Below are 20,903 nucleotides of genomic sequence, written 5' to 3'. Positions count from 1 at the left end.
GCTTGACACGAAAATCGAACATCCATTCTTATGGGAGCTCCGGGGAGGCTCCGGGTGGGGATTTCAGTGGCAGTTCGACACGTTTTCGGCGGATAAGTCCCCGAGTTGTCCACAGGCCGAACCGGCGTCGGGGCGCATTGTCAGTGGCAGGCGTTAGCGTCTTTGACGTGAAGCGATCGACTCAAGCAAACCGGGTGGAACCCATGGCAGGAACCGACCGCGAGAAGGCGCTCGACGCCGCGCTCGCACAGATTGAACGGCAATTCGGCAAGGGCGCGGTGATGCGCATGGGAGACCGGGCCAATGAGCCCATCGAGGTCATCCCGACCGGCTCGACCGCGCTCGACGTCGCCCTCGGTGTCGGTGGCCTGCCGCGCGGCCGCGTCGTGGAGATCTACGGCCCGGAGTCCTCCGGTAAGACGACCCTGACCCTGCACGCCGTGGCCAACGCACAGAAGGCCGGAGGCCAGGTCGCCTTCGTGGACGCGGAGCACGCCCTCGACCCCGAGTACGCGAAGAAGCTCGGCGTCGACATCGACAACCTGATCCTCTCCCAGCCCGACAACGGCGAACAGGCCCTGGAGATCGTGGACATGCTGGTCCGCTCCGGGGCCCTCGACCTCATCGTCATCGACTCCGTCGCGGCGCTCGTCCCGCGCGCGGAGATCGAGGGCGAGATGGGCGACAGCCACGTCGGTCTCCAGGCCCGCCTGATGAGCCAGGCGCTGCGGAAGATCACCAGCGCGCTCAACCAGTCCAAGACCACCGCGATCTTCATTAACCAGCTCCGCGAGAAGATCGGCGTGATGTTCGGCTCCCCGGAGACCACGACCGGTGGCCGCGCGCTGAAGTTCTACGCCTCGGTGCGTATCGACATCCGCCGCATCGAGACCCTGAAGGACGGCACCGAGGCGGTCGGCAACCGCACCCGGGTCAAGGTCGTGAAGAACAAGGTCGCCCCGCCCTTCAAGCAGGCCGAGTTCGACATCCTCTACGGCCACGGCATCAGCCGCGAGGGTGGTCTGATCGACATGGGCGTGGAGCACGGCTTCGTCCGCAAGGCCGGCGCCTGGTACACGTACGAGGGCGACCAGCTCGGCCAGGGCAAGGAGAACGCGCGCAACTTCCTCAAGGACAACCCCGACCTGGCCAACGAGATCGAGAAGAAGATCAAGGAGAAGCTGGGCGTCGGTGTCCGCCCGGCGGAGCCCGCCGCCGAGCCGGGCGCGGCCGCGGCGGTCACCACCACCGTGGCCTCGGACGACGCGGCGAAGACGGTGCCCGCACCGGCCGCCGCCAAGGCCACCAAGCCCAAGGCCGCCACCGCCAAGAGCTGACGCCGTGACACGACGAACCGACTGGGCCGACCACGAGTACACGTCCCCCGGTGCCCCACGGGGGAGGGGCACCGGGGGCGACTCGGGCTCCGCCGGGGGCGGTGACGAGGCCTATGGCACGGGCGGCGACTACGGGAGCGACGGCGCGTACGGCGCCGGCACGCACGGCGGTCCGGGCGGGCCCCGCGGGCACGGGTCACCCGGCCGTGGCTCGCGCAAGCCCGGGACGCGCCGTCGGCGTGGCTTCGGGGAGCCGTCCGGTGAGGACGGAGGTTCCGCTTCCTCGTCGAGGGCCGAGCAGGAGGAACCTTCAGCGGACCCGGTTGAGCGGGCGCGGGCGATCTGCCTGCGCCTGCTCACCGGGACCCCGCGCACCCGGAAACAGCTCGCGGACGCCCTGCGCAAGCGGGAGATCCCGGACGACGTGGCCGAGGAGGTGCTGTCACGGTTCGAGGAGGTCGGGCTGATCAACGACAGCGCCTACGCGGACGCCTGGGTGGAGTCCCGGCACCACGGCCGGGGGCTCGCCAGGCGCGCACTCGCCCAGGAACTGCGCACCAAGGGGGTCGAATCGGCGCTCGTCGACGAGGCCGTCGGCCGGCTCGACGCCGAGCAGGAGGAGGAGACGGCCCGCGAACTCGTCGCCCGCAAGCTCCGCTCCACCCGGGGCCTCGACCGCGACAAGCGGATCCGCCGCCTCGCCGGCATGCTCGCCCGCAAGGGGTACCCCGAGGGCATGGCCCTCCGGGTCGTCCGGCGAGCCCTGGAGGAGGAGGGCGAGGACACCGAGTTCCTGGAGGCCGGGGACTTCTGACGGGGCGACAGTCCCCAAGGAAGTCGGGTTGACCCTCCCCCGTCAGGGCACCGGACCACCGCAGTGCTCCGGGCCCTTCAGTGCCGACGACGGTGTACGCCATGATGCTGCTGCGCTACGCCCGCAAGACCGTCCGCGCTCGCAAGGGCGTTTTCCTCGGTGCCCTCCTTGCCCTGCTCTGCGCGGCCGCCCCGATCTCCGCCTGCGGCACCCTCCTCGACACCGGCCTGCGCGGCAGGATCCGCACCGAGCGCTACGCGGCGACCCCCGGTCGTGGTCTCCGGCGACCAGCACGTCCACGGACCACCGTCTCGCGGACCACCGTCTCCCCGTGCGGCTCACCACCCTGCGCACCGGACCCGCCTCGGCTCCGGTCACCTTCCTCGACGTCGTGGTCCTTACCGTCTCCGTAGCCTGCTCGGTCCATTGCTGGGCGGCCGCGCTGTCGCCCGCCGGCCCTTCCGGGACGAGTGGCGCCGCGGTACGGGTGGTGACGGCGTCGACGGTGAAAGAGTCAGCCTCCAGCCTCCAGCCGCCACCGTCGGGGGCCCGATCCCCGAGGGCCCAGGCTCTCGGCCGCGTCCCTGCGGGGGCGCCGGGGTCTCGAACGCCCGAAGGCCTGGGCCGGACCGCTTGCGACTGGGCGCGCGCCTAGGACGACGGGGGTGACTGGGGCGGCTGAGATGTGACCGGCAGGCCCGCCGCCTTCCAGGCCTGGAAGCCGCCGACCAGGTCCGTCGCCCGGTGCAGGCCCAGCTGGTGGAGGGAGGCGGCGGCCAGGCTGGAGGCGTAGCCCTCGTTGCAGACCACGACGACCTGGATGTCGTGGCCGGTGGCCTCCGGGGTCTTGTGGCTGCCCTGGGGGTCCAGGCGCCACTCCAGTTCGTTGCGCTCCACGACGAGGGCACCGGGTATCACCCCGTCCCGTTCGCGCAGCGCCGCGTACCGGATGTCGACGAGCAGGGCCTCGCCGGTGCGCGCCGCGTCGTACGCCTCCTGCGCCTCGATGCGCCGGTAGCCCGCGCGCACCCGCTCCAGCAGCTCGTCGATGCCGACCGGGCGCGGCTCCACCGGTTCCGCGCCGCTCACTGCCAGTCCTCCGGGCGCTCGACCTGCTCCAGGCGCAGCACCTGCCCGGTGCGGCTGTAGCGGCGGATCCGGGGCAGCGGCGGGTAGTAGGCGTGGACGGAGACCGCGTGGTGCTCGGTGGACTCGTTGAGCACCTCGTGGACGTGATCGCGGCCGAAGGACCTGCCCTTCCCCGCGGGCAGCCGGCGCTCGCGGTCGACGCCCTCGGAGAGTTCCAGGGTCTGCCAGCCGTCGGTGGGCAGCCGGGTGGCCAGCGAGTTCTCCTTCAGCTCACCGGCGGCGGCGGTGAAGGCGCCGAACGACTCGGCGTGGTCGTGCCAGCCGGTGCCGGTGCCGGGGGGCCAGCCGATCAGCCAGGCCTCGCTGCCGGCGGGGCCGTCGAGCCGTACCCAGGTGCGGCCCCCGGAGTCGAGCGGGAGTGAGGCGATCAGCTCGGCGTCGGCGGCCGTACGCCGGACGAAGTCGAGAAGGTCCGCCTGGGTGGGCGCGGCGCCTGGCGCGGGGGCGGAGGAGGAGGCGGAGGAGGCGGAGAGGGAGGCAGACACGTGCACCGATCCTGAGGAGCGTTCGCGGAACGGGGCGCAGACGGCGCCCTGAGAAAGAAAGAGGAATGCGAAGTCAGCAGGACGGAAGACACACGCAGCCCGCATAGCGGACGAGGTCCACATGGACCTTCCGCCACAGGCGCACAGTGGTGTCGTTCACGATGCGGAGTACACCATGCCGGTGCGGGCCGGTCAACTCACCATCAGCATGTGAACCGCCCGGTCACCGGGCGGGAGAATCGGCCTACGCCCCCGTCCTCTGCTCCGCCCGCGCGGTGTTCTCCGCGTCCTCGACGGGCTCCGTGCTCTCCTGGCCCTTGCCGCCCAGGGTCGCCTCGGCCGCCGCGTAGAGATCGGCCGGGCGGACCCCGTTGAGGGCGGTCACCAGGTGGCCGTCGGGGCGCACGAGCAGCACGGTGTGCGCCGGGGCGCCCGGGTAGGCCTCGGCGACCAGCAGCTCGGCCGGGTGCGGCAGTGCGGTCACGGCCGCCGCGAGCCGGGGCATGAGCCCGGCGGAGACCCAGTGCTTGCGGTCCCACACTCCGGTACCGGGGGCGATGAGGACGACGAGCAGCGCGCCCCGGCCGAGCCGCGAGCGCAGCCGCACGAAGGTGCCGTCCTCCGCGGTGACCCGGACATCGGTGACCGGCGAGCCGAACGGGGTGCCGACCGGGACCTCGTGCTCCAGATGCCGGGGCGCCAGGGGCGAGGCGGCGTACGCCGCCGGCTCACCGAGCGGGCCGTGCCCCAGGTGACCGTCCGCGAGGAGCGCGTCCTGCCCTCGGGACGCGCCGGGGACGAACCCGCGCAGCCCGCCACCGCCGCGCAGCACCGGCAGCACCTGGTCGGCGGCGCGCAGCCGGGCGGCGACCGCTCCGCGCCGCTCGGTCTGGTAGCTGTCCAGCAGCGCCTCGTGAGGGCCGTTATGCCAGGCCGGGGCCAGCTTCCAGGCGAGGTTGTCGACATCCCGCAGCCCCTCGTCGAGCCCGTGCGTCCCGAGCGCGCCGAGCAGGTGCGCGGCGTCCCCGGCGACGAACACCCGGCCCACCCGCCACCGGCGGGCGAGCCGGTGGTGCACGGTGTGCACTCCGGTGTCGAGCAGGTCGTACGGTGGTGTGGTGCCGTCCGTCCAGCCGGCGAGGGTCTCGCGGATCCGGGTCACGAGCAGCTCGGGCGTGACCAGGTCCTTGCCGGGCGGCAGCAGCCAGTCCAGGCGCCACACGCCGTCCGGGAGGGGGCGGGCGGTCACTTCCCCGGCCGAGGGCCCGGACGTCCGCCACGGCGGTGTCCGATGGAGCAACGCCTGGCCGGGCCACGGAAGTTCCACGCGCAGCGCGGCGACCGCGTGCCGTTCCACCGCCGTACGGCCCGGGAAGCGGATGTCCAGGAGCTTGCGCACGGTCGAGCGGGTGCCGTCGCAGCCCACCAGGTGGCTGCCGCGCCACCAGGTGCCCTTGGGGCCACGGGTGTGCGCGGTGACCCCGGAACGATCCTGCTCGACGGTGTCCAGGCGGCTGTCGGTGACGACGTTGACCAGCGGTTCCCCGGCGATCGCGGCGCGCAGGGCGTTGGCCAGCACGTGCTGCGCGATGTGCAGCGGGGAGGGCTCGCCGGCGTCGTCGAAGACGACCTCGCGCATCACCTGCCGGCGCCGTACCGACCGCCAGCCGGTCCAGCGCAGGCCCAGATCGTCCAGTGCCGCGCCGCTCAGCCGCGCCACCAGGGCGGTGGTGTCCTCGCGCAGCACCACCGTGCGCGCCGGGCGCGGCTCGTCGTTGCCCGGGCTCTCGTCCAGGACGACGGACGGCACCTCCTGGCGGGCCAGCGCCAGGGCGAGCGTGAGCCCGACGGGCCCCGCTCCGACGATGATCACCGGGTCCACGGCGCGGCGCCCCCTGCCCGTACGCGAGTCCCGACGGAGATGGATGAACAGGTGGGTGGAGCAGGGTGCACGATCACAGAACGTATGCAACAGACTGGGCGCCACCCGGTCAAGCGGCGCACCTGGGGACACGTCAGCATGGCGGGCGCGCGGAGCCCGTCGGGCCGGTGGAAAGCGGCGGAGGCGGCGACCGTCCGGCCGCCGCCCCGCTACCCGTGCGCGGGTTGACTCCGGGTCAGGCGGACGTCCCCGAGCCGAAGGCGCCGGCCACCTCGGCCGTGTTCAGGTCCTGGACGTCCTCGGCGCCGAGGACCGCGCCCGTGCTCCGCTTGCTGCGCCGCAGCCGGCGCTCCAGCCAGGAGGCGAACGTGGTGAGCGCGAGGTTCAGCACGATGAAGATGACCGCGACGACGACGAAACTGGGGATGACGTTGGCGTAGTTGGCGGCCAGGGTGCCGCGTGCCGTGAGCAGCTCCGTGAACTGCAGCATCACCCCGCCCAGCGCGGTGTCCTTCACGATCACCACGAGCTGGCTGACGATGGCCGGCAGCATCACGGTGACCGCCTGCGGCAGCAGGATGCCGGTCATCGTCTGCCCCTTGCGCAGCCCGATCGCGTACGCCGCCTCCGTCTGCCCCTTCGGCAGGGCCAGGACGCCGGCCCGTACCACCTCGGCCAGCACCGAGGCGTTGTAGAGCACCAGACCGGTGACGACCGCGTACAGCGGGCGTTCGTCGCTGCCGACGTCGGTGGAACGGACGTAGAACTCCTGGGCGAACAGCATCAGCAGCAGCACCGGGATCGAGCGGAAGAACTCGACCACCCAGCCCGCCGGGATCCGCACCCAGGTGTGGTCGGACATCCGGGCCATGCCGAAGAGCGCGCCCAGCGGGAGCGCGATCACCATGGCGAGCGCGGCCGCCTTGAGGGTGTTGCCGAGGCCCGGCAGCAGATACGTGGTCCACGCCTCGGAGGTGGTGAACGGCTGCCACAGGGCCCATTTCAACTGGCCCTTGTCGTCCAGCTTCTGCCAGACCCACCAGGCCAGCAGGGCGAGGAGCAGCACGAAGACGACGGAGAGCAGCAGGTTGCGCCGCTTGGCGCGGGGCCCCGGGGTGTCGTACAGGACGGAGCTCATCGCTTCACCGCCAGGCGCTTGGCGAGCCAGCCGAGGAACAGGCCGGTCGGGAGGGTCAGGACCACGAAGCCGAAGGCGAAGACCGCGCCGACGGCCACTGTCTGGGCCTCGTTCTCGATCATCGTCTTCATCAGGGCCGCGGCCTCGGCGACGCTGATCGCGGCCGCCACGGTGGTGTTCTTGGTCAGGGCGATCAGGACGTTGGCCAACGGTCCGATCACCGCGCGGAAGGCCTGCGGCAGCACGATCAGCCGCAGGGTCTGGGAGAAGTTCAGCCCGATCGCGCGGGCCGCCTCGGCCTGCCCGACGGGCACGGTGTTGATGCCGGAGCGGAGGGCCTCGCAGACGAAGGCCGCGGTGTAGGCGGTCAGGCCGAGCACCGCGAGACGGAAGCCCTGGACCTTGAAGTCGGAGGCGCCGAGCGTCACGCCGAAGATGTCGGCCAGGCCGAGCGAGGTGAAGATGACGATGACGGTCAGGGGGATGTTCCGGACGATGTTGACGTAGGCGGTGCCGAACCCGCGCATCAACGGGACCGGGCTGACCCGCATGGCGGCCAGCAGGGTGCCCCAGACCAGCGAGCCGACGGCGGAGAAGACGGTCAGTTTCACCGTCGTCCAGAACGCCCCTAGGACGTCGTAGCCTTGAAGAAAGTCGAACACGATTTCCCGCGCTTCCGGGTGTGTGGCGTACGTGGAGGGCATGACACGCCGCCGCCGGGGAAGCGGTGGCGGGCGGCGCGCCCGAGAGGGTCCCCTTGAGAACCGTGCCTTACTTGACGATCACGCCGATCTTCGGAGCGGGCTCGTTCTTGTAGCCGGCCGGGCCGAAGTTCTTGTCGACGGCCTTCTGCCAGGAGCCGTCGCCGACCATCTTCTCCAGCGCCTTGTTGATCTTGTCCATGGTCGCGGCGTCGCCCTTCTTGACGCCGATGCCGTAGTTCTCGTTGCTCAGCTTCAGGCCGGCGAGCTTGAACTGGCCCTTGTACTTGTCCTGTGCCGCGAAGCCCGCGAGGATCGAGTCGTCCGTGGTCACGGCGTCGACCGCGCCGCTCTGCAGGCCGGCGATGCACTCCGAGTAGGTGCCGACCTCCTTGAGGTTGGCCTTCGGGGCGAGCGTCTTCTGGACGTTCTGCGCCGAGGTCGAACCGGTCACGGAACACAGCTTCCTGCCGTTGAGGTCCGTGCCCTTGGAGATGGTCGAGTCCTTCTTGACCAGCAGGTCCTGATGGGCCAGCAGGTACGGGCCGGCGAAGTCCACCTTCGCCTTGCGCTCGTCGGTGATCGAGTAGGTGGCCGCGATGAACTTGACGTCACCGCGCGCGAGGGCGTTCTCCCGGTCGGCGCTCTTGGTCTGCACGAACTCGATCTGGCTCGGCTTGTAACCGAGCTGGCCGGCGACATAGGTGGCGACGTCCACGTCGAAGCCCGAGAAGGAGCCGTCGGGCTCCTGGAGGCCGAGACCGGGCTGGTCGTACTTGATGCCGATCTTGACCTTGCCGCCGCCCGAGGAGCCGTTGTCGTCCTTGTCACCGCTGCCGCACGCCGTGGCGGACAGGGCGAGCGCGAGCACGGCGGCAGAGGCTGCGGTGACCTTGCGGAACTGCATGATGAACATCCCTCGTTTTGGTGAAGACGGCGAAGACGGCGAAGACAGCTCTGAGGCCGGCTCTGAAGACAGCTGTGGAGACGTCCGTGGAGACGTCCGTGCAGACGTCCGTGGAGACGTCTGTGAAAGGGAAGCGGGCGCTGCCGCGCCTCAGTGGTGCAGGATCTTCGACAGGAAGTCCTTGGCCCGGTCGCTGGCCGGGTTGCTGAAGAACTGGTCGGGTGTCGCCTGTTCGACGATCCGGCCGTCGGCCATGAAGACCACGCGGTTCGCGGCCGAGCGGGCGAAGCCCATCTCATGAGTGACGACGATCATCGTCATGCCGTCCCTGGCCAGCTGCTGCATGACCTCCAGGACCTCGTTGATCATCTCGGGGTCGAGAGCCGAGGTCGGCTCGTCGAAGAGCATGACCTTCGGATCCATCGCCAGCGCCCGCGCGATGGCGACGCGCTGCTGCTGGCCGCCGGAGAGCTGCGCGGGGTACTTGTCGGCCTGGGTGCCCACCCCGACCCGGTCGAGCAGGGCGCGGGCCTTCTCCTGGGCCTGCTTGCGGTCCGCCTTGCGGACCTTGAGCTGGCCGAGCATCACGTTCTCCAGCACCGTCTTGTGCGCGAAGAGGTTGAAGGACTGGAAGACCATGCCGACGTCGGCGCGCAGCCGGGCCAGCTCCTTGCCCTCCTGGGGCAGCGGCCTGCCGTCGATGGTGATCGTTCCGCCGTCGATGGTCTCCAGGCGGTTGATGGTGCGGCACAGAGTGGACTTGCCGGATCCGGAGGGCCCGATCACCACGACGACCTCACCGCGGGCGATCGTCAGGTCGATGTCCTGGAGTACGTGCAACGCTCCGAAATGCTTGTTGACGTTCTTCAGGACGACCAGGTCGCCGGTCGCGGCCACGTCTTCCTTGACCACCGATACTTCGGTCATCGCTTTCGGACTCCGTCCTCCTCGGTTGCGCAGAATGTAGTTTTCGCTGATGAGCGGCGTCAGCACATCTGAGGGAGATCTGAGCATCACGATCCGATAGCAACCGGGCACATGTTGTGGCAGTGCTGGCGGTCCGCGTATCGGCCGCGTAACGGAACCCGTCCGCCACCGGAACCCACTTGACGCCGTCGGCGTCCATCAGCGTGACTGCCCTGTGCACGCGCGCGTGTTCGCGTTTTCCACGATGCGCGGATTCTCCGCAGGCAAGCCGACGACGAACCACCACCGTACGACCGCTGAACCGGAGGGGGCCGGAATGAGAGTGCTGCTCGTCGAGGACGACAACCACGTTGCCGCCGCGCTCTCCGCGGTCCTGGCCCGGCACGGGTTCTCCGTCACCCACGCCCGCAGCGGCGAGGAGGCCCTGCGGGCCCTCGTCCCCGAGAGCGACGGCTACGACGTCGTCCTCCTCGACCTCGGCCTGCCCGACCAGGACGGCTACGAGGTCTGCGGCAAGATCCGCAAACGCACCAGCACCCCGGTGATCATGGTGACGGCCCGCTCCGACGTCCGCTCCCGCATCCACGGCCTCAACCTCGGCGCCGACGACTACGTGGTGAAGCCGTACGACACCGGGGAACTGCTCGCCCGGATCCACGCGGTGAGCCGGCGCACCCATCACGAGGACGGCGCGGCCGGCGCCGACGGCGACAGCGCGCTGCGGCTCGGCGCCGTCCGCATCGAACTGCCCACCCGTCAGGTCAGCGTGGACGGCACGGTCGTCCAGCTGACCCGCAAGGAGTTCGACCTGTTGGCGCTGCTCGCCCAGCGGCCCGGCGTGGTCTTCCGCCGGGAGCAGATCATCAGCGAGGTCTGGCGCACCAGCTGGGAGGGGACCGGCCGCACCCTGGAGGTGCATGTCGCCTCCCTGCGCGCCAAACTGCGCATGCCCGCGCTCATCGAGACCGTACGTGGCGTGGGTTACCGGCTCGTCGCCCCGGCCGCGTAGCGGGGACGGGTGCGCACACGTCTCCTGCCGCTGCTCATCGTCCTGATGGCGGCCGTGCTGCTCGCGCTGGGCGTACCGCTCGCCGTCAGCACGGCCGCCGCGCAGCAGCAGAAGGTCGTCGTCGACCGCATCGACGACACCGCGCGGTTCGCGGCCCTCGCCCAGTTCGTGACCGACACGCCCACCACCGCGCGCCCCATGAGCACGGACGACCGGCTGGAGACCCTCCGCCGCGAACTGATCAGCTACTACGGCGTCTACGGCATCCGCGCGGGCGTCTTCCACCGCAACGCCTCCGCCATGGCCAACGCGCCCGACGACTGGCTACTGCCGACCACCGGTGAGGTCCGGGAAGCCTTCGACGAGGCCCTGCTCAGCCGCCGCAGCCACGACCCCGCGCAGGTGTGGCCCTGGCAGCACAGCCGGCTGGTGGTGGCCTCGCCGGTGATCCGGGACGGTGACGTCGTCGCCGTGGTGGTCACCGACTCGCCCACCGGCCCGATGCGCTCCCGCACCCTGCGCGACTGGCTGGTCATCGGCGCCGGCGAGGGCGCGGCGATGCTGCTCGCCGTCGGCGCGGCGCTGCGGCTGACCGGCTGGGTGCTGCGACCGGTACGGGTGCTCGACGCCACCACGCACGCGATCGCCAGCGGCCGGCTCAAGTCCCGGGTAGCGGCGGCCGGCGGCCCGCCGGAACTCAGACGGCTGGCCCTGGCGTTCAACGAGATGGCGGACAACGTCGAGGACGTGCTGGAGCAGCAGCGGGCCTTCGTCGCCGACGCCTCCCACCAGTTGCGCAACCCCCTCTCCGCGCTGCTGCTGCGCATCGAACTGCTCGCCCTCGAACTCCCCGAGGACAACGAGGAGATCGCCTCGGTCCGCACCGAGGGCAAGCGGCTCGCTCAGGTGCTGGACGACCTGCTCGACCTGGCGCTGGCCGAGCACGCCGAGGCGGACCTGACACTGACCGACATCGGGCGGCTGGCCGAGGAGCGGATCGCTGCGTGGGCACCGGCCGCCGCGGCGAAGAAAGTCCGGCTGACCGGGCACTGCACGCCGACGACGGGGTGGGCCGACCCGGTCACGCTGTCCAGCGCGCTGGACGCGGTGATCGACAACGCGGTGAAGTTCACGCCGGAGGGAGGCGTGGTGGAGGTGACCGTGACCGCCGAGCGGGACGTGTCGACGGTCGTGGTGACCGACACGGGACCGGGGTTGACCGATGAGGAGCTCGCGCGCGTGGGGGACCGGTTCTGGCGGAGCGGGCGGCATCAGAACGTGAAGGGGTCGGGGCTGGGCTTGTCGATCACGCGGGCGTTGCTGGCGGCGGGTGGGGGTTCGCTCTCGTGCGAGCACCATGAGCCGCGGGGGTTGCGGGTGACCGTGTCCGTGCCGCGAGGCGGGTGAGAGACGGGGCGGCGCGGTGGTGGACCGGGTGCGGACCGGTGCGCACTCGCCGCGCCCACGCGGCGGAGCCGCATGTCCGTATCGCCCCGCGCTCCTGACGGGGCGGTGTGGTCACGGCTAGGGCTTCACCGAGCGGTAGTACCGTCTGGCCCCTTCCTGCAGGGGCAGCGGGTCCGTGTAGATCGCTGTGCGCAGGTCCACGAGCTGGGCGGAGTGGACGTGGTTGCCGATGTCGTCGCGGCTCTTGATGACCGTGCGGGTCACCCACTCGGTGAGGCGCGGGTCGATGTCCTTGCGGGTCATCAGGACGTTGGAGACCGCGATCGTGGGGACGGTCGTGCCCTGCTGCACGGAGGGGTACGCCGACTCCGGCATGTTGGTCGCCCGGTAGTAGAGCGCGGCCTCGCCCTCGGTGTGCAGCCGGGTCACGAGGTTTCCGCCGATCGGCACGAACGTGAAGCTGAACTTCTTCGCCAGGTCGAGCAGCCCCTTGGTCGGCAGGCCGCCCGACCAGAAGAACGCGTCGAGCTTGCCCCGCCGCAACTGGTCCGGGCCGGTGTCTATGCCCTCGGACATCGGTGTGATGTCCTTCGCCGGGTCCATCCCGGCGGCCTTGAGCACCCGGTTGGCGATCAGCCGCACCCCCGAGTTGGGCAGCCCGATCGCCACCCGCTTGTGCCGCAGCTGTGTGACGTTGGTGATGCCCGAGTCGCGCGCCACGACGAGCTGGACGTAGTCGTCGTAGAGCCGCGCCACTCCGCGCAGCAGTCCGGCACCCCGCCCGCCGTTCAGTTCGTACGTCTCCACCGCGTCGGCCGCCGCGATGGTGAAGTCGGCCTGGCCGGTCGCCACCCGCCGCACGTTCTCGTACGACCCGTTGCTCTGCACCAGCTTCACCTTCAGCCCCGGCATGTCCTTGCCCAGCTCGGTGCGCAGCCGTTCGCCGTACTCCTGGTAGACGCCGCGCAGGGTCCCGGTGCTGAAGGTGATCGTCCCGGTCGGCGGCTTCGCGCCCAGCGGCAGCAGCCACCACAGCAGCAGGCCGAGGGCGACGATGCCGGCCGCCGCGCACTGGAGCGCACGGCGTCCGCGGATACGGGGGAACGGCTTGGGCATGCGCGCGATCCTGCCAGCCGGTCACCGTCCTGGCCAGGGCCGGTCGGTGCCAAGGGCACGGCGGCGGGCCGGGACTGTCAGCGGCGGCCGCTAGAGTCGTTCGCATGACCAGTTCCGTCCCCGGTGGCCCGACCGGAGCCTCGCCCGCCCGCCTCGTCCGGGAGTTCCACCACGCCTTCGGTCTGGACGCCCGCAGCACGCCGACCGAGGTGTCCCCCGAACTGGCCGCGCACCGGGAGGAGTTGCTCGCCGAGGAGGCCGCCGAAGTCGCCGAGGTCGCGGTCGGGGGACCTCTTGACCGGCTCGCGCACGAGCTGGCGGACGTGGTCTACGTGGCATACGGCACCGCGTTGGTGCACGGGATCGACCTGGACGCGGTGCTCGCCGAGATCCACCGGTCCAACATGAGCAAGCTGGGGCCCGACGGGCAGGTGGCCCGCCGGGCCGACGGCAAGGTGCTCAAGGGCGAGCACTACCGGCCGCCGGACGTCTCGGCGGTGCTGCGCGGTCAGGGCTGGACACCGGGCGGTACGGCCTGACCCAGGTGCCCAGGTGCCCAAGGGTGCCGGGGTCGAGGGTGCTGCCCGCCCCGGCCCGTCAGCCCTGTTGCTGTGCGGCTGCCCGGCGCTGCCGCTTGCTGAGAGGCGCCTGGGAGAGGTCCTCGGCGCTGGACCTGAGGTTCTTGTAGCCGTAGCCGCGGTCGGTCAGCCACGCCCTGGCCGCCTCCTCGGCGCGCTCGGTCGCCTCCAGGATGTCCTCCTCGTCCTCCCCGCTGTCCTGGAAGCGGAAGGTGAAGGCCGGCCGGGCGGCGATGTCGTAGCTGAGGTGGCCCTCCGGCGTGAAGGCGGCGCGCAGCACGTCGTGGTCGGCGGCCCGGGAGCGCAGTTCGGCGCGCTGCTCGGCGCTGAGGCCGTCGAAGACGCCGCGGACGGTGACGCGGAAGGTGCGGGTGGTCATGACGCGACCCTAGGCAGGCCGGGGCGCACCGCTCCACCGCATTTCCGGCGCCCGCCGAACACTCCCTAGCCGCCGGCCCGGCCGAGCCGCAGGTTCCAGCGTCCCGGCCCGCCCGTGACCTCCGTCGCCGACAGCGGGGGGACGTCCACGCGCCAGAACGCGGTCTCGGGTGCCCCGAGGACGTGCAGCACCATGGCCCGCACCACCTCCGGCTCCACCACGGCGACCGTCCTGCCGATGGCCAGGCCCGTCCGGTCCAGCCAGCCGGTGACCCGGGCGCGCAACTCCCGTACCGATTCGCCGCCGTGGGGCGCGGCCCCCGGGTCGGTCAGCCACTGGAGCAGCGCGTCGGGTTCGGCGGTGCCGACCTCCTCCAGCGTCCGGCCCCGCCAGCGGCCCGCGTCCAGGCCGGACAACTCGGGCTCCGCCGAGGCGTCGAGACCCAGTGCGGCCGCCGTCTCCCGGCAGCGCACGCTGGGGGAGCACACCTCCTCGCCCGCGGCCGGCAGGGACATCGCCACCGCGTCCGGCTTCTCGATCGAGTCACCGTCGTCGAAGCGGGCCCGCCGCAGCGAGGGGGTCATGGCCGGGGCTATGAGGATGACACGGCAGGTCACGGGAGGTTCCTCCTTGGTCGTCCGTCCATCGGCCCCCGGCCCGGCGGCGGTCCACCGCCGGGCCACCGCCGGCCCAACGGCCGCCGTCGACGGCGGCCGCGGGTGACGGGCGGGCACGACAGTACGCCGTCGGCCACCCGTACCCGGGCCCGCGCCAGGCCTCGGCCACGGTTCCGCCCGCACCCACCGGGCCGCCGCGACCAGGTTCTCCGGAGCGGCCCGGACCTCCGGCCGGCGGCGGGACTTCAGGCCGCGGCCGTGGGTGGCCCCACAGCCTTTCGGCCGGGACGGTCCTCGGGCCGGTCCGCACCAGGGCGCCGGCCTCCGCCGGGCTCGGCACCCGGGCGAGCGGGGCCGTGGCTTCGCCGGCCCGGTTGTCAGTGCCGGCTGGCACAGTGGGCGGTGTGGACACTCAACGCCGTGAACTGGCCGCACGCTTCGTGGAGTCGCACCGGGAAGGCTGCTTCCTGCTTCCCAACGCATGGGACGCGGGAAGCGCCCGCGTTCTGGAGGCGGCCGGTTTCCCGGCCGTGGCCACCACCAGCGCGGGCATCGCCTTCTCCCTGGGCCGCGCGGACCACGACTACGGCGGCGCCCGGGTCGACCGCGCGAGGATGACGGACCGGATCCGCGAGATAGCCGCCGAGGTGCGGATCCCGGTCAGCGCGGACCTGGAGGACGGGTTCGGAGAGTCCCCGGAGACCGTGGCCGAGACGATCTCGCTGACCCTCGCGGCCGGAGCCGCCGGCGGCGGCATCGAGGACTTCACCGGCGACCGCTCCCGGCCGCTGTACGACCCGGAGCTCGCCACCGACCGGATCCGCGCCGCGCGCGAGGCGGTCGACGCGGCAGGCGAGCCGTTCGCCCTGGTCGGCCGGACCGATGTGCTGCTGACCGGCGGCCCGCTCGACGAGGCGGTCCGGCGGGCCAACGCGTATCTGGCGGCGGGCGCCGACTGCGCGTTCGTGCCGGGCGCAGCGGACGCGGCGACGATCGGCACACTGGTGCGCGAGCTGGACGGCCCGCTGAACGTGGTGATGGGCCTGACCGGCAACGCCCTGTCCCTGGCCGACCTCCGCGAACTCGGCGTGCGCCGGGTCACGGTGGGCGGGAGCATCGCCCGGGCGATGTACGCGCATCTGCTGGACGCGGCGAGGGAGCTGGCGGACCGGGGGACCTTCTCGTACGCCGAGAACCAGATCTCGCAGACGGACCTCAACCAACTCTTCCGGAGGTGATTAACCGGCCAGGCCGGTGGTCCGGCCCGCCCCGGCACCCGGGCGGGCGCCGGGCCGGACCCCCTTGGGGAGCGCCTACCCTTGTCTCATGACCAGCAGCAGCGACCGGAGCCCCGCGGTGGACGTTCAGGAACCCAGGACCTACGAAGTGCGCACCTACGGGTGCCAGATGAACGTCCACGACTCCGAGCGATTGTCCGGGCTGCTGGAGGAGGCCGGGTACGTGCGCGCCCCCGAGGGGGCCGACGGCGATGCCGATGTCGTGGTCTTCAACACCTGCGCCGTCCGGGAGAACGCCGACAACCGGCTCTACGGCAACCTGGGCCGCCTCGCGCCGAAGAAGGCGGACCGGCCCGGAATGCAGATCGCGGTCGGCGGCTGCCTGGCGCAGAAGGACCGCGACACGATCGTACGGAAGGCCCCCTGGGTCGACGTGGTCTTCGGCACGCACAACATCGGCAAGCTGCCGGTCCTCCTGGAGCGCGCCCGGGTCCAGGAGGAGGCCCAGGTCGAGATCGCCGAGTCGCTGGAGGCGTTCCCCTCGACCCTGCCGACGCGCCGCGAGAGCGCCTACGCCGCCTGGGTGTCGATCTCCGTCGGCTGCAACAACACCTGCACGTTCTGCATCGTCCCGGCCCTGCGCGGCAAGGAGAAGGACCGCCGCACCGGCGACATCCTCGCCGAGATCGAGGCCCTGGTCGCCGAGGGCGTCTCCGAGATCACGCTGCTCGGCCAGAACGTCAACGCGTACGGCTCCGACATCGGCGACCGCGAGGCCTTCAGCAAGCTGCTGCGGGCCTGCGGGAACATCGAGGGCCTGGAGCGGGTCCGGTTCACCTCCCCGCACCCCCGTGACTTCACGGACGACGTGATCGCCGCCATGGCCGAGACCCCGAACGTGATGCCGCAGCTGCACATGCCGCTGCAGTCCGGCTCGGACACGGTCCTGAAGGCGATGCGCCGCTCGTACCGGCAGGAGCGCTACCTCGGCATCATCGAGAAGGTGCGGGCAGCGATCCCGCACGCGGCGATCACCACCGACATCATCGTGGGCTTCCCCGGCGAGACCGAGGCGGACTTCGAGCAGACGATGCACGTCGTGCGCGAGGCCCGTTTCACGCAGGCCTTCACCTTCCAGTACTCCAAGCGGCCCGGCACTCCCGCGGCGACCATGGAGAACCAGATCCCCAAGGAGGTCGTCCAGGCGCGTTACGAGCGTCTCGTCGCCCTCCAGGAGGAGATCTCCTGGGAGGAGAACAAGAAGCAGGTCGGCCGCACGCTCGACCTGATGGTCGCCGAGGGGGAGGGGCGCAAGGACGGCGCCACCCACCGCCTGTCCGGGCGCGCCCCCGACAACCGGCTCGTCCACTTCACCAAGCCGGACCAGGAGGTCCGCCCCGGCGACGTCGTCACCGTCGAGATCACCTACGCCGCCCCGCACCACCTCCTCGCCGAGGGCCCGGTGACCGGCGTGCGGCGCACCCGCGCCGGCGACGCCTGGGAGAAGCGGAACGCGGCCGAGGCGGCCAAGCCGGCGGGCGTGCTGCTGGGGCTGCCGAAGATCGGCGTGCCGGAGCCGCTGCCGGCGGCGACCGGGGGCTGCGCGGCACACTGAGCGCGCGCCATACTCCTCACGGAGATCACGAGCTGGGGGGCGGGACCATGGCGCGCTGGGTGGTTGTGGTGCAGTTCGGGAACGGGGAGTACTACAGGGTCGAGGAGGTCACCCGCTTCGAGAGCACCCTGGAGCAGGCCCGGGCCACCCTCTACGAGGTCGCGTGCAGCCACCGTCCGCGCACGGGCCTGCGCCAGCAGCGCCGTGAGGTGTTCCGGATGGAAGACGGGGACGCGTACTACGTCCACATCGCCGGCATGGTGTCCACGCACCGTGTGTTCTACCGGCTGGCGGAACTCGCGTGGAGCACCGGCGCCGCGTCGGCGTACCCGCAGTAGGCTGCCGATCATGCTTGTCGCAGCCGCCGTCTGCCCCTGCCCGCCCGTTCTCGTTCCCGAGGTCGCCGCGGGAGCCGCGCCGGAACTGGACACCGCGCGTGCCGCCTGCGCCGACGCGCTCGGGGTGCTCGCCGCCGCCCGGCCCGACCTCCTGGTGGTGGTCGGGCCCGCGGAACAGCCGGGGCGGGGGGTCTTCCCGCAGGGCAGCCGGGGCACGTTCAGGGGTTTCGGGGCCGAGGTCGACGTACGGCTGGGCAGCGGCGCGGCCGGTGGCGGAGACGCTGTCGGCGGGCGGGACGCCGCCGATGAGCGGGAGCTGCCGCCCTCGCTCGCCGTCGGCGCCTGGCTGCTGGAGCGCACCGGCTGGGCCGACGCCCCCGTCGAGGGACTCGGCGTCGGCGAGCTGCTGGAGCCCGAGCGGTGCGTGCGGGCCGGCCGGGAGATCGCCGGCCGGGCCGCGCGGGTGGCACTGCTGGTCATGGGCGACGCCAGTGCCTGCCGCACCCTCAAGGCGCCGGGCTACCTGGACGAACGGGCGGCCCCCTTCGACGCCGAGGCCGCCCGGGCGCTCAGCGCGGCCGACATCGCCGCGATCAAGGCCCTCGACGCCGACCTGGCGTACCAGCTCAAGGCCGCCGGCCGCGCTCCCTGGCAGGTCCTGGCCGGCGCCGCCGAGGACGCGGACCTCGGCGGCGCCCTCCTCTACGACGACGCCCCGTACGGCGTCTGCTACCTGGTGGCGGCCTGGTCCTGAGCACCGGCCGCCCCGCGCCCTGGTCCTGACCGCCTGCCGAAACGGCGGACGGCCGGGAGCCGGGTGACTCTCGGCCGTCCGCCGATCTTCTCCGGGTCCCGCCCGGCTCAGGAACCGGGCGGCGGCGCGTCCGGCCGGGGCGGGGCGGTGTGGCCGGTGGTACCGCCCACGGCGTCCGGGTGCACAAACCGGTCCATGGCGCCCTTGGCCCGGCCCGTACCGGTCTGGATCTTCTCGCTGTACTTGCCCTTGGTCTTCTCGTCGACCACCCGCGCGGCCTTGTCGATGCCGTGCTGGAGCTTGTCGATCTTGTCCTCGTGCTGCTGCGCGAGGTGGGATGCCTTGTCCTTGGCCGGGGCGAGCTTGGCCTTCAAATTGTCCAAGAGACCCATGGTTACCTTCCCTGGTATGGCTTCCCTCGCGGGCCGTTATGTGCGGGCGCCCTCGCCGGCCTCGTTGTCGGCGGCCTCCTTGGCGGACTGCTGCCTGGGGATCTCGGTGCTCTCGGCGGCGACCGCGGCGCGCTCCCGCTCCGTCCTCGCGTCCGTGCTCCGGCCGTCGCCCTCGCCCGAGTCCTTCGCCACCGCCTCGGCCGTCTCCTCCGTGGCGTTGTCCGGTCCGGGCCCGTCCGGCTCGGCGCCGTCCGATGCCTCGGCCTCGGCCTTAGCCTCCGGCTCCTGCGACGTCGTCGGCTCTTCCGACGTCTTCTGCTTCTTCCCAAGGAACCGTGCAAAAACGCCCATATCAACTCCATACGTTACTCGTGCGAGCGAAATCCCGCGTGATCCCGGTGCGTCCGATTGCGTCGGACCGGCCGCCGCCTCTCGCGGGCGGCGGGAACCACGCATCGGGCAACGAAGCCGCACACGCTCCGTCACGTAACTCGTTCGAGACCCGCCTCCGGGGTTTGCGAGACTGGTGCGGTGAGCAGCGCACCCCCCGCCCCCCGTGTCATCGCCGTCGTCGGCCCCACCGCGGCCGGAAAGTCCGACCTCGGTGTCTTCCTGGCCCAACGGCTCGGCGGGGAGGTCGTCAACGCCGACTCCATGCAGCTGTACCAGGGGATGGACATCGGCACCGCCAAGCTGACGACCGAGGAGCGTGCCGGCGTCCCGCACCACCTGCTCGACATCTGGGACGTGACCGTCACCGCCTCCGTCGCCGAGTACCAGCGGCTCGCCCGCGCCCGTATCGACGCCCTGCTCGCCGCCGGCCGCTGGCCGATCCTGGTCGGCGGCAGCGGGCTGTACGTCCGCGGCGCCGTCGACAACCTGGAGTTCCCCGGCACCGACCCCGAGGTCCGGGCCCGCCTGGAGGACGAGCTCGCCCTGCGCGGCTCCGGCGCTCTGCACGCCCGGCTGTCCGCCGCCGACCCCGAGGCGGGCCGCGCGATCCTGCCCAGCAACGGCCGCCGTATCGTCCGCGCGCTGGAGGTGATCGAGATCACCGGGCGCCCCTTCACCGCGAATCTGCCCGGCCACGACTCGGTCTACGACACCGTCCAGATCGGTGTCGACGTGGCCCGGCCCGAGCTTGACGAGCGCATCGCGCTGCGTGTGGACCGGATGTGGGAGGCCGGTCTCGTGGCCGAGGTGCGCGCACTGGAGGCGCACGGACTGCGCGAGGGACGCACGGCGTCGCGCGCGCTCGGCTACCAGCAGGTCCTGGCGGCGCTCGCCGGCGAGTGCACGGAAGCGGAAGCGCGGGCCGAGACGGTCCGTGCCACCAAGCGCTTCGCGCGCCGCCAGGATTCGTGGTTCAGGCGCGACCCCCGCGTGCACTGGTTGAGTGGGGCCGCGGCGGACCGCGAAGAACTTCCGCGGCTGGCCCTGGCGTTGGTCGAACGACCGGTCACAGCCTGATCACGTCATGGCATCGGGATGCGCCACCGGTCATCGAGGCCTCCAGTGCCGTGCCATCATCGAGCTTCGATCGTAAGTGGAGTCCTAGGTTGGGAGGGCGCGTGGCGATGGAGGCCGGCCCTCGCGACACCGCAGACACCGAGCATGTCGCCGTCGGGCCCGTTGACGGGGAAGACGCCGAGGCCCGGCTGAGCTCCGACGGTCCGGACGACACGGTGGGCGGCGGCGTCACCGCCGACGGCCCCGAGCCGGAGGAGATGTTCGCGAGCGGCCCCGAGGTCGAGGTCGAGCTCCGCCCGCAGCGCCGCCTGCGCCTGTGGCAGCTGGCGCCCATCGTCGGCCTGGCCGCGGTCGGGTCCCTGATGTTCGCCTTCCCGCTGGCCTTCGACTTCGGCGACAGCGGCGCGGTGATCGCGATGCTCGGTCTGCTGATCTGCTCCTGCGCGGCCGGCTGGGGAATGATGGCGGCGCGCAGGGTCGGCTACACCTGGCCGGGGCTGCCGGCCAGGGGGTCGAGCCGCAGGGCCGACTGGCGCGTGGTGATCGGTTACGTGGTCCTGGTGGCGATCGTGGTCGTGCTGGCCGTGTGGCGGGTGGCGAGACTGCGCTGAAGCAGGGCTTCGCCGGAGCTGCCGTAGCGCTCGCTGAAA

At 71.9% G+C, this 20,903-nt stretch carries 24 protein-coding genes and 1 pseudogene; 12 read left to right on the top strand and 13 right to left on the bottom strand.

Going from position 1 to position 20,903, the window contains the following annotated elements; translation table 11 throughout:
* The first annotated feature begins 203 nt into the window (after positions 1-203).
* The 3 genes and pseudogenes from recA to LQ326_RS16370 form a co-directional block, all read left to right on the top strand.
* On the top strand, positions 204-1,337 hold the full coding sequence (gene recA, locus LQ326_RS16380) for a recombinase RecA (RefSeq protein ID WP_234537265.1): 1,134 nt from the start codon (positions 204-206) through the stop codon (positions 1,335-1,337).
* Between the two features lie 4 nt (positions 1,338-1,341).
* Entirely contained in the window at positions 1,342-2,151 is an 810-nt protein-coding gene (recX, locus tag LQ326_RS16375) for a recombination regulator RecX (protein WP_234537262.1), read from the top strand.
* A gap of 104 nt (positions 2,152-2,255) precedes the next feature.
* A pseudogene (locus LQ326_RS16370) lies at positions 2,256-2,451 on the top strand (hypothetical protein); the annotation flags it as partial.
* A 351-nt stretch (positions 2,452-2,802) separates the two neighbouring features.
* On the opposite strand, the gene LQ326_RS16365 reads toward LQ326_RS16370, so the two are convergent.
* The 8 genes from LQ326_RS16365 to LQ326_RS16335 form a co-directional block, all read right to left on the bottom strand.
* Positions 2,803-3,246, bottom strand: coding sequence for a rhodanese-like domain-containing protein (locus LQ326_RS16365; RefSeq protein ID WP_372496871.1), 444 nt, complete (start codon positions 3,244-3,246; stop codon positions 2,803-2,805).
* A complete protein-coding gene (locus LQ326_RS16360; RefSeq protein ID WP_234537259.1) occupies positions 3,237-3,785 on the bottom strand; it encodes a cupin domain-containing protein in 549 nt (182 codons plus the stop codon). Before LQ326_RS16360 ends, LQ326_RS16365 begins: the two co-directional genes overlap by 10 nt.
* Positions 3,786-3,858: 73 nt before the next feature.
* Positions 3,859-3,906: a hypothetical protein gene (locus LQ326_RS48675; RefSeq protein WP_372496870.1), complete on the bottom strand. Its 48-nt coding sequence runs from the start codon at positions 3,904-3,906 to the stop codon at positions 3,859-3,861.
* 123 nt (positions 3,907-4,029) lie between these two features.
* Positions 4,030-5,667, bottom strand: coding sequence for an FAD-dependent monooxygenase (locus tag LQ326_RS16355; protein WP_234537257.1), 1,638 nt, complete (start codon positions 5,665-5,667; stop codon positions 4,030-4,032).
* 235 nt (positions 5,668-5,902) lie between these two features.
* Entirely contained in the window at positions 5,903-6,805 is a 903-nt protein-coding gene (locus tag LQ326_RS16350; protein WP_234537254.1) for an amino acid ABC transporter permease, read from the bottom strand.
* Positions 6,802-7,467 (bottom strand): amino acid ABC transporter permease, encoded by a 666-nt coding sequence (locus tag LQ326_RS16345; RefSeq protein ID WP_181807070.1) that lies wholly within the window; start codon positions 7,465-7,467, stop codon positions 6,802-6,804. The genes LQ326_RS16350 and LQ326_RS16345 overlap by 4 nt, the downstream gene beginning before the upstream one ends.
* A 109-nt stretch (positions 7,468-7,576) precedes the next feature.
* Positions 7,577-8,413, bottom strand: coding sequence for a glutamate ABC transporter substrate-binding protein (locus tag LQ326_RS16340; RefSeq protein WP_234537250.1), 837 nt, complete (start codon positions 8,411-8,413; stop codon positions 7,577-7,579).
* Positions 8,414-8,563: 150 nt separating this feature from the next.
* Positions 8,564-9,340 (bottom strand): amino acid ABC transporter ATP-binding protein, encoded by a 777-nt coding sequence (locus tag LQ326_RS16335; RefSeq protein WP_234537248.1) that lies wholly within the window; start codon positions 9,338-9,340, stop codon positions 8,564-8,566.
* A 316-nt stretch (positions 9,341-9,656) separates the two neighbouring features.
* Here LQ326_RS16335 and LQ326_RS16330 point away from each other — a divergent pair, with 316 nt between their 5' ends.
* Both LQ326_RS16330 and LQ326_RS16325 read left to right on the top strand, forming a co-directional pair.
* Positions 9,657-10,349 carry a response regulator transcription factor gene (locus LQ326_RS16330; protein WP_234537247.1) on the top strand — a complete coding sequence of 231 codons (693 nt, stop codon included), beginning with the start codon at positions 9,657-9,659 and terminating at the stop codon, positions 10,347-10,349.
* 9 nt (positions 10,350-10,358) lie between these two features.
* On the top strand, positions 10,359-11,756 hold the full coding sequence (locus LQ326_RS16325) for a sensor histidine kinase (RefSeq protein WP_234537245.1): 1,398 nt from the start codon (positions 10,359-10,361) through the stop codon (positions 11,754-11,756).
* Between the two features lie 117 nt (positions 11,757-11,873).
* Here LQ326_RS16325 and LQ326_RS16320 read toward each other — a convergent pair whose 3' ends face one another.
* A complete protein-coding gene (locus tag LQ326_RS16320; RefSeq protein WP_234537242.1) occupies positions 11,874-12,872 on the bottom strand; it encodes a TAXI family TRAP transporter solute-binding subunit in 999 nt (332 codons plus the stop codon).
* Positions 12,873-12,976: 104 nt separating this feature from the next.
* Here LQ326_RS16320 and LQ326_RS16315 point away from each other — a divergent pair, with 104 nt between their 5' ends.
* On the top strand, positions 12,977-13,411 hold the full coding sequence (locus tag LQ326_RS16315; RefSeq protein ID WP_234537240.1) for a pyrophosphohydrolase domain-containing protein: 435 nt from the start codon (positions 12,977-12,979) through the stop codon (positions 13,409-13,411).
* Positions 13,412-13,469: 58 nt separating this feature from the next.
* On the opposite strand, the gene LQ326_RS16310 is transcribed toward LQ326_RS16315, so the two are convergent.
* Positions 13,470-13,829, bottom strand: a complete 360-nt coding sequence (locus LQ326_RS16310) for a DUF6204 family protein (protein WP_234537238.1) — start codon at positions 13,827-13,829, stop codon at positions 13,470-13,472.
* A gap of 65 nt (positions 13,830-13,894) precedes the next feature.
* Positions 13,895-14,446, bottom strand: a complete 552-nt coding sequence (locus LQ326_RS16305) for a histidine phosphatase family protein (RefSeq protein WP_234537236.1) — start codon at positions 14,444-14,446, stop codon at positions 13,895-13,897.
* Positions 14,447-14,850: 404 nt separating this feature from the next.
* Between LQ326_RS16305 and LQ326_RS16300 the strand changes: the two genes are divergently transcribed.
* The 4 genes from LQ326_RS16300 to LQ326_RS16285 all read left to right on the top strand — a co-directional run bounded on the left by LQ326_RS16300 (position 14,851) and on the right by LQ326_RS16285 (position 18,391).
* Complete coding sequence (locus tag LQ326_RS16300; RefSeq protein ID WP_234537234.1) at positions 14,851-15,684, top strand: isocitrate lyase/PEP mutase family protein; 834 nt, start codon at positions 14,851-14,853, stop codon at positions 15,682-15,684.
* A gap of 88 nt (positions 15,685-15,772) precedes the next feature.
* Positions 15,773-17,299, top strand: coding sequence for a tRNA (N6-isopentenyl adenosine(37)-C2)-methylthiotransferase MiaB (gene miaB, locus LQ326_RS16295; RefSeq protein WP_234537231.1), 1,527 nt, complete (start codon positions 15,773-15,775; stop codon positions 17,297-17,299).
* Between the two features lie 47 nt (positions 17,300-17,346).
* On the top strand, positions 17,347-17,637 hold the full coding sequence (locus LQ326_RS16290) for a hypothetical protein (RefSeq protein ID WP_234537228.1): 291 nt from the start codon (positions 17,347-17,349) through the stop codon (positions 17,635-17,637).
* Between the two features lie 10 nt (positions 17,638-17,647).
* Complete coding sequence (locus LQ326_RS16285) at positions 17,648-18,391, top strand: class III extradiol dioxygenase subunit B-like domain-containing protein (RefSeq protein ID WP_234537226.1); 744 nt, start codon at positions 17,648-17,650, stop codon at positions 18,389-18,391.
* 107 nt (positions 18,392-18,498) lie between these two features.
* Here LQ326_RS16285 and LQ326_RS16280 read toward each other — a convergent pair whose 3' ends face one another.
* Both LQ326_RS16280 and LQ326_RS16275 read right to left on the bottom strand, forming a co-directional pair.
* On the bottom strand, positions 18,499-18,783 hold the full coding sequence (locus LQ326_RS16280; RefSeq protein WP_234537222.1) for an antitoxin: 285 nt from the start codon (positions 18,781-18,783) through the stop codon (positions 18,499-18,501).
* Positions 18,784-18,819: 36 nt separating this feature from the next.
* Positions 18,820-19,134 (bottom strand): hypothetical protein, encoded by a 315-nt coding sequence (locus tag LQ326_RS16275; protein ID WP_234537219.1) that lies wholly within the window; start codon positions 19,132-19,134, stop codon positions 18,820-18,822.
* A gap of 180 nt (positions 19,135-19,314) precedes the next feature.
* Between LQ326_RS16275 and miaA the strand changes: the two genes are divergently transcribed.
* A complete protein-coding gene (miaA, locus tag LQ326_RS16270) occupies positions 19,315-20,253 on the top strand; it encodes a tRNA (adenosine(37)-N6)-dimethylallyltransferase MiaA (protein ID WP_234537216.1) in 939 nt (312 codons plus the stop codon).
* A 107-nt stretch (positions 20,254-20,360) separates the two neighbouring features.
* Positions 20,361-20,864: a hypothetical protein gene (locus LQ326_RS16265; RefSeq protein ID WP_234537328.1), complete on the top strand. Its 504-nt coding sequence runs from the start codon at positions 20,361-20,363 to the stop codon at positions 20,862-20,864.
* Positions 20,865-20,903 lie beyond the last annotated feature (39 nt).

The organism is Streptomyces shenzhenensis (genome assembly GCF_021462265.1).
Lineage (GTDB): Bacteria > Actinomycetota > Actinomycetes > Streptomycetales > Streptomycetaceae > Streptomyces > Streptomyces shenzhenensis.
Note: the sequence above shows the minus strand (reverse complement) of the source record. Positions and strands in the feature narration are given on the sequence as shown.